At 67.3% G+C, this 11961-nt stretch carries 12 protein-coding genes; 1 reads left to right on the top strand and 11 read right to left on the bottom strand.

Features of this window, described 5'->3' with window-relative positions; all coding sequences use genetic code 11:
* Positions 1-7: 7 nt before the first annotated feature.
* On the bottom strand, positions 8-463 hold the full coding sequence (locus J1M43_RS07115; RefSeq protein ID WP_033107527.1) for a MarR family winged helix-turn-helix transcriptional regulator: 456 nt from the start codon (positions 461-463) through the stop codon (positions 8-10).
* 45 nt (positions 464-508) lie between these two features.
* Between J1M43_RS07115 and J1M43_RS07110 the strand changes: the two genes are divergently transcribed.
* A complete protein-coding gene (locus tag J1M43_RS07110; protein ID WP_033107526.1) occupies positions 509-751 on the top strand; it encodes a hypothetical protein in 243 nt (80 codons plus the stop codon).
* Between the two features lie 31 nt (positions 752-782).
* Here the strand turns inward: J1M43_RS07110 and J1M43_RS07105 are convergent, their stop codons facing one another.
* From J1M43_RS07105 to J1M43_RS07060, 10 genes are all read right to left on the bottom strand, one after another.
* Complete coding sequence (locus tag J1M43_RS07105) at positions 783-1109, bottom strand: TfoX/Sxy family protein (RefSeq protein ID WP_033107525.1); 327 nt, start codon at positions 1107-1109, stop codon at positions 783-785.
* Positions 1110-1126: 17 nt separating this feature from the next.
* The gene (uvrB, locus tag J1M43_RS07100) at positions 1127-3202 is read right to left on the bottom strand and encodes an excinuclease ABC subunit UvrB (RefSeq protein ID WP_033107524.1); all 2076 of its coding nucleotides are present in this window, start codon (positions 3200-3202) and stop codon (positions 1127-1129) included.
* Between the two features lie 209 nt (positions 3203-3411).
* Positions 3412-4659 carry an MFS transporter gene (locus J1M43_RS07095; RefSeq protein WP_307823303.1) on the bottom strand — a complete coding sequence of 416 codons (1248 nt, stop codon included), beginning with the start codon at positions 4657-4659 and terminating at the stop codon, positions 3412-3414.
* Positions 4635-5234: a dephospho-CoA kinase gene (gene coaE, locus J1M43_RS07090; RefSeq protein ID WP_033107522.1), complete on the bottom strand. Its 600-nt coding sequence runs from the start codon at positions 5232-5234 to the stop codon at positions 4635-4637. The genes J1M43_RS07095 and coaE overlap by 25 nt, the downstream gene beginning before the upstream one ends.
* Positions 5235-5266: 32 nt before the next feature.
* Entirely contained in the window at positions 5267-5848 is a 582-nt protein-coding gene (locus J1M43_RS07085; protein ID WP_206476379.1) for a CoA-binding protein, read from the bottom strand.
* Positions 5845-7170: an O-acetylhomoserine aminocarboxypropyltransferase/cysteine synthase family protein gene (locus tag J1M43_RS07080; protein ID WP_033107520.1), complete on the bottom strand. Its 1326-nt coding sequence runs from the start codon at positions 7168-7170 to the stop codon at positions 5845-5847. Before J1M43_RS07080 ends, J1M43_RS07085 begins: the two co-directional genes overlap by 4 nt.
* Positions 7167-9167, bottom strand: a complete 2001-nt coding sequence (acs, locus tag J1M43_RS07075; RefSeq protein ID WP_307823302.1) for an acetate--CoA ligase — start codon at positions 9165-9167, stop codon at positions 7167-7169. The genes J1M43_RS07080 and acs overlap by 4 nt, the downstream gene beginning before the upstream one ends.
* A 2-nt stretch (positions 9168-9169) precedes the next feature.
* Complete coding sequence (locus J1M43_RS07070; protein WP_033107519.1) at positions 9170-10030, bottom strand: ABC transporter permease; 861 nt, start codon at positions 10028-10030, stop codon at positions 9170-9172.
* Complete coding sequence (locus tag J1M43_RS07065; RefSeq protein ID WP_188437414.1) at positions 10027-11067, bottom strand: aliphatic sulfonate ABC transporter substrate-binding protein; 1041 nt, start codon at positions 11065-11067, stop codon at positions 10027-10029. Before J1M43_RS07065 ends, J1M43_RS07070 begins: the two co-directional genes overlap by 4 nt.
* A complete protein-coding gene (locus J1M43_RS07060) occupies positions 11064-11918 on the bottom strand; it encodes an ABC transporter ATP-binding protein (protein WP_206476377.1) in 855 nt (284 codons plus the stop codon). The genes J1M43_RS07065 and J1M43_RS07060 overlap by 4 nt, the downstream gene beginning before the upstream one ends.
* Positions 11919-11961: the final 43 nt, after the last annotated feature.

Raw genomic sequence — 11961 nt, 5'->3', positions numbered from 1 at the left:
TCAGCGGCTAGGACGTACGTACACTCTCGACCGGACTGCGACCCGCGAATGGGGACAACCCGTCGCGCAGGGTGGCTACCTGCTCGATGTCCATGTGCACAGCTGCCATCACCTGTCGCGGAACGTCGAGTGCCCGCTGCCGCAGCTGCTGCCCGATCGGGGTGAGTCGGATGTCGAGACGTCGCTCGTCCTCACTGCTGCGCTCACGCGCGATCAGCCCTTCCTTCTCGAGACGCTTGACCAGCGGCGATGCCGTCGCCGGATCCAGCGCGAGATCCGCGGCGAGATCGTTGAGCGTGCGCGGTGAACGCTCCCAGAGCGCGAGCATCACGAGGTACTGCGGATGCGTGAGCCCGAGCGGCTCGAGGATCGGGCGGTAGATCGCCACGACGTTGCGCGCCGCGGTCACGAGTGCGAAGCACAGCTGGTTCTCGAGTTTGAGGAGGTCGTCGGAATCCGTCACGACGTTGATTATACGTGTGGCCTAATCATTAGTACACTAAGTGATATGGCGAACAGTTCAGACCGGATCCCGCTCCGCACTCGCATCCGTGAGGCCGGAGGGCTGTATCGCTGGTTCAACACGAACCTGATCCGCCTCGCCGGTCCGGCCGCGGTCGGGCCGTACGAATCCACTCCCCCTCCGTCGGCTGCGCAGCGCGCCGAGCGTGCATGTCCGCTGTGCGGACATCCCATGACGGAGCACGAGATCGACCGCACCGGACCCAAGCCGCTGATGCACTGCCCCTGACAGGCGCCTTCTGCGCACGCGTCGCTCGTCGCTAAGCGCCGGCGCTCTCCCGCGCCGCGTCGATCCATGACATCAGCGCGTCGTCGTCGTCGATCGCCGTCGGTGCGACGTCCAACCAGCTCGGCCCCATCGTCTTCGCACCCATCACGGCGACTGAGACGCCCGGCTCGGTCAGCAGCGCAGCGCCCCTCTCTTCGGTGACACGCACGAGGAGCACACCCTCATTGCGCGTGCCGACGAGGATACGGCCGTGCAGCAGGAACGCACGCGTGCCGAACATCCGCTTCTCTTCGAGCCCTGGCTCGGACATCAGCAGTGCCCTGACCCGATCGGCGAGCTCAGTGGCGGCAGCATCCATACTCGACCGCACCGCCCCTACGCATGCCCTGCGCGCTCCATCGCGCGCAGTTCCTTCTTGAGATCCTGCACTTCGTCGCGAAGACGACCAGCGAGCTCGAACTTGAGCTCTGCCGCCGCGGCGAGCATCTGATCGGACAGATCCTTGATCATGTCCTCCAGCTGCTCGGCACCCTCGGCCGCGATGCCCTCACGGCGCAACTGGGGCGTCGGGCTCTTGCCGCGCCCGGACTTCGTCCTGTTCTTGCTTCGCAGCAGGTCTTCGGTGTCGGATGCCTCGCGCGCGAGAACGTCGGTGATGTCGGCGATCCGCTTGCGCAACGGCTGCGGGTCGATGCCGCGTTCCTTGTTGTACGCGACCTGCTTCTCACGACGACGATCCGTCTCCTCGATCGCCCTCGCCATGGAGTCGGTCATCCTGTCGGCATACATGTGCACCTGGCCGGAGACGTTTCGTGCAGCACGGCCGATCGTCTGGATGAGCGATGTCCCCGAGCGCAGGAAGCCCTCCTTGTCGGCATCCAGGATCGCGACCAGCGACACCTCCGGAAGGTCGAGGCCCTCGCGCAGCAGGTTGATGCCGACCAGCACGTCGTAGACGCCGGAGCGGAGTTCGCTGAGCAGCTCGACCCTTCGCAGCGTGTCGACGTCGGAGTGCAGGTATCGCACCCGCACCCCGTGCTCGCCGAGGAAGTCGGTGAGCTCTTCCGCCATCTTCTTCGTCAAAGTGGTGACGAGCACACGCTCATCCCGCCCGGCACGCAGGCGGATCTCTTCCAGCAGGTCGTCGATCTGACCCTTGGACGGCTTGACGATGATCTCGGGGTCGACGAGACCGGTCGGACGGATGATCTGCTCGACCACGCCATCGGCGATGCCCATCTCGTACTTGCCTGGGGTGGCAGAGAGATACACGGTCTGACCGATGCGGTTCTTGAACTCGTCGAATCGCAGCGGCCGGTTGTCCATCGCACTGGGCAGGCGGAAGCCGTGATCGACCAGGGTGCGCTTGCGCGACGCATCGCCCTCGTACATGGCGCCGATCTGCGGCACAGTGACGTGCGACTCGTCGATCACCATCAGGAAGTCGTCGGGGAAGAAGTCGAGCAGCGTGTGGGGCGGCTCGCCAGGAGCGCGGCCGTCCATGTGGCGTGAGTAGTTCTCGATCCCGGAACAGAAGCCGAGCTGCTGCAGCATCTCGAGGTCGAACGTGGTGCGCATGCGCAGCCGCTGCGCCTCGAGCAGCTTGCCCTGGCGCTCGAACTCCTTCAGCCGCTCTGCCAGCTCGTCTTCGATCGTGCCGATCGCCCGCTGCACGACATCGGTGCCTGCGACGTAGTGCGACGCGGGGAAGATCGGCACGGCGTCGAGCTTCTCGATGACCTCACCGGTGAGCGGATGCAGTGTGTAGAGCGCCTCGATCTCGTCGCCGAACAGCTCGATGCGGATCGCGTGCTCTTCGTAGACCGGGATGATCTCGATGGTGTCGCCGCGCACCCGGAAGTTCCCGCGCGAGAAGTCGACGTCGTTGCGGTTGTACTGCATGGCGATGAACTGGCGGATGAGGGCGTCGCGGTCGTACCGCTCCCCCACCTGCAGCGCCACCATCGCACGCAGGTACTCCTCGGGAGCGCCGAGGCCGTAGATGCATGAGACGGTCGACACCACGATCACGTCGCGTCGCGACAGGAGCGAATTGGTCGTGGAGTGACGCAGCCGTTCGACCTCGGCGTTGACCGAGGAGTCCTTCTCGATGAAGGTGTCGGTCTGCGGCACATAGGCCTCTGGCTGGTAGTAGTCGTAATACGAGACGAAGTACTCCACCGCGTTGTTCGGCATGAGCTCTCTGAACTCGTTCGCCAGCTGCGCCGCGAGGGTCTTGTTGTGCGCGAGCACCAGCGTGGGTCGCTGAACCTGCTCGACCAGCCACGCAGTCGTGGCGGACTTTCCGGTACCGGTGGCGCCGAGCAGCACGACGTCGGTCTCGCCGGCGTTGATGCGCGAGGCGAGGTCGGCGATCGCCTGCGGCTGGTCACCGGCCGGCTCGTACTCGCTGATCACCTCGAACGGACGGACGCTTCGCGTGGGTTGCATCCCTCAAGCGTATGCGGAGCCTCGGACATCGGGGTCGCCATGCGGTCGCGCAAGCACGCGGTGCGGAAGTGCCGCCCTGCAGTGGGGCCGTGATCGAGTTCCTGATCGGCTCCAGCCTCGCGGCATCGTCGTGCTCAACGCCTGATGCCGCTCTTCCTGCTGGGCCTCGCCGACCGCTTCCTTCCGGCGTCGTCGCCGATGGGAAGCAGTCAAGGACGATCAGGCCAGCGGTTCGGTCGCAGCGCCACCGTCGCGATGACTGCGGCGACGAGTCCCATGAAGATCACGGCGCCGAGGAACCAACCCCAGCCGGCCTGACCGAACACGATTCCCAGCGCCCATCCGAACAGGCTGGAGCCGGCGTAGTACGCGAAGTAGTACAGTGACGGCGCCTGCGCGCGACTCGTCGGATCGGCGAGGACAGGCGCCCAGCTCGAAGCGATCGCGTGCGCGCCGAAGAAGCCGCCGGTGAACACGACGAGGCCGATGAGGATGACGATCGGCGATGGCACGTACATCAGAGCCGCCCCGGCGATGAACAGCCCGATCGCCGCGAGCAGTACCCAGCGACGCCCGTACCTCACCGCGAGCGACCCTGCCCATGGCGACGACAGCGTACCGGCCAGGTATGCGAGGAACAGCAGCGTCACCAACCAGACGGGCAGCATGAACGGCGGCGCGATCAGGTGGAAGCCGAGATAGTTGTACACCGCGACGAACGCGCCCATGAGCAGGAAGCCCTGCGCGTAGAGCGCGAGCAGACGCGGCGAACGCAACGCGCGGATGAGACGCGCGAGCTTGCCCGGACCCGCATCCGTCCGCATCCGCCCTGGCACGAATCTCCGCGCGCGCGGCACGAGCCAGAGGAAGAGCACAGCAGCGACGGTGCACAGCACGGTGACGCTCCATACGCCGATGCGCCAGTCGAACGCCTCCCCGAGCGGGCCGGCGACCAGTCGTCCCGTGAGCCCGCCGACGGTCGTCCCCGCGGTGTAGCTTCCCGCTGCTGCGGCGACATGCCGTGCATGCACCTCCTCGCTGAGGTACGCGAGCGCGACGGCGGGTACGGCTCCGAGCGCGAGACCTTCGCCGAGGCGCAGCACCAGCAGCACGGTGATCTCGGTGCTGAGCGGTGCCGCGAGTCCGAACGAGGTGGCTGCGATGATGCCGATCGCCATCGCGGGGATCCGGCCGATCCGATCGGCGACCAGAGACCACGGGATCACAGCGACCGCGATCCCGAGCGTCGCTGCGGAGACCGTCAACGCCGCCGTCGAAGCCGCAACCTCGAGGTCACCTGCGACCTGCGGCAGAACCGCCTGCAGAGAGTACAGCTGCGCGAATGTCGCGACGCCCGCGAAGAAGAGTCCTGCGATCAGCCGTCGATACGACCGGGTCCGGGGAATGTGACCGGCGAAGACGTCGTCCTGGCTCACTCTTGCGTCAGACGCTGCCACAGCGCGTCCACCTGCTGCTGGGTCTGCGCCAGGGAACCTGCGGTGTCGATCACGACATCGGCGATCGCGAGGCGCTTCTCGTCCGGAACCTGGGCATCGATACGATTCTGCGCCTCCTGCGGCTGCATACCGCGCAGCTCGATCAGCCGTTGCAGACGCACGGCGGCGGGAGCATGCGCGACGATGATGGCGTCCCAGGGATCATCGACGCGGGCCTCCACGAGCAGCGGTACGTCGTACACGACGAGTGCTTCCGGATCCTCGGCGAACGCCGCTTCGAACCGGCGCTGCGACTCCCGCCGTACGGCGGGGTGCACGATGCTGTTCAGCCGCGCGAGCGCGTCGGGGTCGGAGAACACTCGCGAGCCGAGTGCAGCACGATCCAGCGCGCCGGATGCATCGATCACGTCATCACCGAACGCCGCGGCGATCTCGGCGAGCACTGGCGTGCCAGGAGCCTGCACGTCGCGCACGATCTGATCCGCGTCCACGACCACAGCTCCGTGTGCTTCGAGCCGACGGGCGATCGTCGATTTTCCCGAGGCGATTCCCCCGGTCAGCGCGATGAGAGGCATGTCGCCAGTCTAGGGTTCGAGCCGCCCGCGACTCAGCGCGCGAGCAGCTGCCTCTTGGAGCTGATCACGCCGGTGTCGAAGCCCGCGAGGTGCAGACCGCCGTGGAAACGCGCGTGCTCGATCTTGATGCACCGGTCCATGACGACGGCGAGCCCTGCGGATTCCGCGAGGGCAGCAGCCTCCTCGTTCCAGGATCCGAGCTGCAACCACAGGGCGTTCGCGCCCACGTCGATCGCCTCCTGCGCGACGCCGGGAAGGTCGTCGTGCTTGCGGAAAACGTCGACGATGTCCGGCACGACCGGCAGATCGGTGAGCGATGCGTACACGGGCTGACCGAGGATCTCGTTCTCACGCGGGTTGACGAGATACACGTCGTACGGCGAGCTGGAGAGCAGGTACGTCGTCACGAAGTACGAGGCGCGCGCGGGGTTGTTGGACGCCCCGACGATGGCGATCGACTTCGACCGGCGCAGCAGCGCGTAGCGCTCCTGTTGATTCGGGCCCACCCAGGCGCGCTCGGATGCGACGGCGTCGACCGCGCCGGGCAGAGCGCAGGCGACAGCATCCGTCGGCGTCGGGAGGGCGCAGGAGTCCGTGGGGATCGAAGTGCTCATCGGGTCTCTCCTGTCGCTGCGGTCAGTGCCTGATCGAGGTCCCAGATGATGTCGTCCGCGTCTTCGAGGCCGACCGAGATGCGGATCAGGTCTGGACGCACACCGGCGGCGTCGAGCTGCGATTCCGTCAGCTGGCGGTGCGTCGTGGATGCCGGGTGGATGACGAGCGTGCGCGCGTCGCCGATGTTCGCCAGATGAGAGGCGAGCTGCAGGTTCTCGATCACGGCCTCCCCCGCGGCGCGACCGTCCTCCCCCGCCGCACGTCCGTCAGGAACTGCGACGCCGAAGGCGAACACAGACCCTGGACCGAGTGGCAGGTACTTGGCGGCCCGCTCACGGTGCGGGTGGCCCTCGAGGCCCGCCCACGTGACGTACGACACCCGCGAATCAGTGGAGAGCCACTCCGCGACGATCCGTGCGTTGGCCAGATGCGCGTCGATGCGCTGCGGAAGCGTCTCGACGCCCTGCAGCAGATTGAACGCCGACTGCGGGCTCAGCGCCGGACCGATGTCACGCAGCTGCTCCGAGCGGAGTTTGGTGAGAAAGCCGTACTCGCCGAAATTGTCCCACCATTTGATGCCACCGTACGATTCCACCGGCTCGGTCATCTGCGGGAACTTCCCATTCCCCCAGTCGAACGTGCCCTTCTCGATCACGATGCCACCCAGAGTGGTGCCGTGGCCGCCGAGGAACTTCGTCACCGAGTGGATCACGATGTCAGCACCGTGCTCGAGCGGTCGTGCGAGATACGGCGTGGCCAGCGTGGCATCGACGACGAGCGGTACGCCCGCTCCGTGCGCGACCGCCGCGAGTCCCTCGATGTCGGCGATCTCACCGGAGGGATTGCCGATCATCTCGACGTAGACGACCTTGGTCTCCGGTCGGATCGCCGCGGCGTAGTCGGCCGGGTCGCTCGACGGCACGAAAGTCGTCTCGACGCCGAAGCGGCGCAGCGTCACATCCAGCTGCGTGACCGTTCCGCCGTAGAGCTGCGCGGAGGCGACGACATGGTCACCGGCGCCGACAAGAGCGGCGAACGTGATGAACTCGGCGCTCATGCCGGATGCGGTCGCCACAGCCCCGATGCCGCCTTCCAGCGACGCCAACCGTTCTTCGAGCGCAGCCACTGTGGGGTTGCCGATGCGCGAGTAGATGTTGCCGTACTTCTGCAGCGCGAAGAGGTTGCCGGCATCCGTCGCGTCGTCGAAGACGAACGAGGTCGTCTGATAGATCGGCACGGCGCGTGCGCCGGTGGATGCGTCGGGCGTGCCGCCCGCGTGGAGTGCTCGGGTGCGGAACCCGAAGCGGTGCTCTTCCGTCATGATGTCCTCGAGTAGGCCGCGGCCAGCACGTCGGCGATGCCGTCGACGGCCCACGGGTTCTGCAGTGATGTCGTGTCTCCGAGCGCCTTCGGCTCCCGGTCGGCGCGTCGATCCTGTTCAGCCTCCCATAGCTGCGCGAGCAGGCGGCGCATGATCTTGCCCGATCGCGTCTTGGGCAGATCGGGAACGACGATGATGTGCTTCGGCTTGGCGACCGGCCCGATCGCCTGCGCGACCTGATCGCGAAGAGCGGATGCCGTCACCGCCGCCGCACCGGACGGCGTCACGAAGGCGACCACCGCCTGTCCTGTGACCGGATCGGACACTCCGGCGGTACCGGCCTCCCCCACGCTCTCGTGCGCGACGAGCGCGGATTCGATCTCGATCGTGGAGAGCCGATGGCCGGAGACGTTCACGACGTCGTCGAGGCGTCCGAGGAGCCAGATGTGGCCGTCGGCATCCTTCGTCGCGCCGTCGCCGGCGACGTAGTAGCCGCCGAAGTCGCCGTGGCCGGCGAAGGTCGCCCAGTACGAGTCGCGGTAACGCTGCGGGTTGCCCCAGACAGTCCTGGCCATGCCTGGCCAGGGGCGGCGCACGACGAGCGTTCCGGAGCGTCCTGGTGCGACCTCGTCGCCGTTCTCGTCGACCACGGTCGCGTCGATGCCCGGCAGCGGCACGGTCGCGGATCCTGGCTTCAGCGTCGTGATGCCGGGCAGCGGCACGATCATCGCGGCGCCCGTCTCGGACTGCCACCAGGTGTCGACGATGGGCAGCTCGTCACGGCCGAAATTGCGGCGGAACCAGATCCACGCCTCCGGGTTGATCGCCTCACCCACCGTGCCGAGCAGACGCAGGCTGGAGAGATCATGCCCGGTCGGGAGTTCCGCGCCGAACCAGGTCATGAACGTGCGGATCAGCGTGGGCGCGGTGTAGTAGACCGTCACCCCATAGCGCTCGATGATCTCGAGGTGCCGCTCCCGATTCGGGGTGTCCGGCGTGCCCTCGTAGATGACCTGCGTCAGCCCGTTCGAGAGCGGTCCGTAGATCTCGTAGGTGTGCGCGGTGACCCATGCCAGGTCGGCGGTGCACCAGTGCACGTCGTCCGGCTTGGCGTCGAAGTGAGCCCAGTGCGCCCAGCTCGTGTGCGTCAGGTAGCCGCCGGAGGTGTGGACCAGCCCCTTCGGCTTCCCCGTGGTGCCTGAGGTGTAGATGATGAAGAGCGGATGCTCGGCGTCGAACGGCTGCGCGTCATGCGTCGACGACGCGGTGTCCACGACGTCGTGCCACCAGAGGTCGCGGCCCGCGGTCCATGGCACGTCCTGCCCCGTACGCCGCAGCACGAGGACATGCTCGAGTTCGGGCAGGTCGGCGGCCGCGGCATCCGCCGTCGACTTGACCTCGGTCGCTGCTCCTCTGCGGAACTGACCGTCGCTCGTGACAAGCAGCTTCGCGCCGGTGTCCTGGAGCCGGAACCGCACGGCCTCGGCGGAGAAGCCGCCGAACACGAGTGAGTGCACAGCGCCGATACGGGCGCAGGCGAGCGTGATGACGATCGTCTCGACGAGCACCGGAAGGTAGATCACCACGCGATCACCCGGCTCGATGCCGAGCGAAGTCAGGGCGTTGGCAGCCTGAGAGACGCGCCGCTGCAGATCCGCGTACGTCACCGTGGTGCGGTCGCCGGGCTCGCCCTCGAAATGCAGCGCGACTTTGTCGCCCCGCCCGGCTTCGACGTGACGGTCGACGCAGTTGTACGCGACGTTGAGCTTTCCGCCGACGAACCAGCGTGCCGCGGGGATCGCCCCGTCTGTGGGCGGCTCCCATTCATGAGCGGTGTGCCACGGCTCGACCCAGTCGAGTCGCCGGGCCGCCTGCTCCCAGAAAGCGGTGGGATCGGCATCCGCCTCGGCATAGATCTCTGCCGTGACGTTCGCCTGCGCGGTGAATGCGGCCGGAGGTGCGTACTCGCGCGTCTCCAGCAGTCGTACTTCCGTCACTCTCAGGCCCACTTCTTGAGCAGGTACTTCTCGACAAGCGCGAGAATCCCGTTCGTGATCGTTCCGAGCAGCGCGAGCAGCACGATCGACAGCAGGATGCGGTCGACACGGCCGCTGTTCTGCGAGTCGGTGAGCAGGAACCCGAGCCCCATCGACGAGGCGATGAGCTCGGCGGCGACGAGGAACAGCCATGCCTGAGCGAGTGCGAGCCGCAGACCAGAGACGACCGAGGGCACGACGGCCGGGAGCTGCACGGTGCGGAACAGTGACCAGCCGCGCAGGCTGAATGAGCGCCCCGCTTCGACCAGCTGTGGGTCGACGTGACGCAGCGCCGAGGCGACCGTCGTGTACACGGGGAAGAAGGCACCGATCGCGATCAGCGTGACCTTGGATTCCTCACCGATCTGCAGCCAGAGGATGAGCAGCGGCACCCAGGCGAGCGACGGCACGGCGCGGAGTGCGGCGAGCGTCGGGCTGAGAAGCACATCACCGAGGCGGGACAGACCGACGAAGCCGGCGAAGGCGAGGCCGATCACGGATCCGATCGCGAAGCCCAGCAGCACGCGCTGCACCGAGATCGCGATGTGCGTCCACAGCTGGCCGGCCTCGGCCAGCTCGACTCCCGCGGTGAACACGGATGCCGGCGTGGGCAGGCGGTACGGCGGCACCAGACCGCTCGTGGTGACGACCTGCCACGCGACGAGGATGATGACGGGCAGGATCAGACCTGCCGCGACACGGACGCCGGTGCGATCCCAGAGGCCTCGCGTACCGGCATCCGCTCGTCGGCGTTTCCCCTTGGCGAAATCGAGGGCATCCCGCGAATCTGCCGGGACGACGACTCGCTGGTCGGGGATGATCATTCGCCCTTGGCCGCCTTCTCGGCGAAGGTGGCGTTGATGATCGTCTCGAGCGCCTTGTCGACCGACTCCTGGCCGCCCTGCACATCGCCGGAGTCGACGAGCACGGGAGCGATCTTCTCGAGAACCTCGAGCTGCGCGTCGCCCGGGATGCCGTTCACGTCGAGGTTGGAGCGCTCTTCGATCACGGTCGTCGCGACCTCGATGTCGATGCCCGCGACCTCGGCGAGCAGCTCGGCTGTCTCTTCCGGGTTCTCAAGAGCCCAGACGCGTGCCTGCTCGTAGGCATCGACGACGGCCTGTGCGAGGTCGGCGTGGTTGTTGATGAAGTCCTCGGTGGCGTTGAGGAAGCCGTAGGTGTTGAAGTCGACGTTGCGGTAGATGAGCTGATCGCCCGATTCCACCTCGGCTGCTGCCATGATCGGGTCGAGCCCTGCCCAAGCGTCCACGGAGCCGCCGTCGAGGGCCGCGCGCCCATCGGCGTGCTGCAGGTTCTGCACCTCGACGTCGTCGAGCGACAGTCCACCCTCTTCGAGCGCCTGCAGCAGGAAGAAGTACGGGTCGGTGCCCTTGGTGGCGGCGATCGAGGTGCCGGCGAGGTCTTCGAGCGACGTGATGCCGCTGTCCGGGCCGACGACGATGGCCGACCACTCGGGCTGGGAGTAGATGTCGATGACCTGGATGGGCGAGCCGTTGGCGCGGGCGAGCAGCGCCGCTGATCCGGCCGTCGATCCGACATCGACCGATCCCGAGCGCAGCAGTTCGTTGGCTTTGTTCGAGCCGGCGGACTGCACCCATTCGACGTCGACATCGTCACCGACGATGTCTTCGAGGATGCCCTGGTCCTTGATGACGAGGCTGAGCGGGTTGTAGGTCGCGAAGTCGACCGTGAGCGTGTCCGAGGACCACTCGCCGGTTGCGGCGGCGTCGTCGGACTCGGATGCTCCGGCATTCTCTCCGGCGACGCAGCCAGTGGCGACGAGCATCATCGTCCCGGCGATGGCGATCGCAGGGACGATTCGGCGGGTGATGGTGCTCATCGGGTCTCCTCGGTGGAAATGCGGTGGTGGGTGTCGACGCCGAGTCCTTCGAGAAGGTCGGCGCGAAGGTCCGCGAGGCCGCGATCGGCGCGGTCACGCGGGCGTACGCCTGGCACGGTGATGGTGCGCGCGACGGATGTCGCGCCCGTGCCGGATTCGCCGACGAGCGAGCGCAGCAGCAGCACACGGTCGGCGAGGTAGAGGGCCTCCTCGACGTCATGGGTGACGAGGAGGACAGTGGTGGGCTCGGCTGCCTGGATGTCGAGCAGAAGGTCCTGCATCCGGAGCCTCGTGAGCGCATCGAGGGCGCCGAACGGCTCGTCGAGCAGGAGCACGCCGGGGTTTCGCGCCAGGGCTCTGGCGAGAGAGGCGCGCTGCGCCATCCCCCCGGACACCTCACGGGGATGCTGGTCGGCGGCGTGGTCGAGACCGACCAGGTGCAGCAGTTCGCGCACGCGCTCGCGCCCGTCGCGGCGGCGAGTGCCGCGAGGCAGGCCGAGCTCGACGTTCTGCGCGAGCGTGCGCCACGGGAGCAGCCGGGGTTCCTGGAACGCGATGGCAGTGCGCTCGTCGATGTCGGTGACGCCGGTGCCGTCGAGGCTGATGCCTCCGCTCGTCGGCGTGTCCAGCCCTCCGACCAGGCGGAGAAGCGTCGACTTGCCGCAGCCGGACGGACCGACCACTGCGACGATCTCGCCGGCCGCCAGTTCGACGTCGACACCGCGCAGAACTTCACGACGGCCGTCCGGCATGGGGAACGAGCGCTCGATGTTCTCGAGACGGACGGCGTTCGCCGCACCCAGCGCGACCGGCGCGTTGGCGCTGCGCGGGGCAAGGAGTGCGGAGGTCATACTCCTATCGTCCCGGAGGTGCACCCATGTTACGAAAGCGAGC

Origin of the sequence: Microbacterium sp. KRD172, assembly GCF_017168295.1 — a bacterium.
GTDB lineage: Bacteria > Actinomycetota > Actinomycetes > Actinomycetales > Microbacteriaceae > Microbacterium > Microbacterium profundi.
The sequence above is the reverse complement of the archived record's forward strand: the minus strand, read 5'-3'. Positions and strand labels throughout refer to the sequence as shown.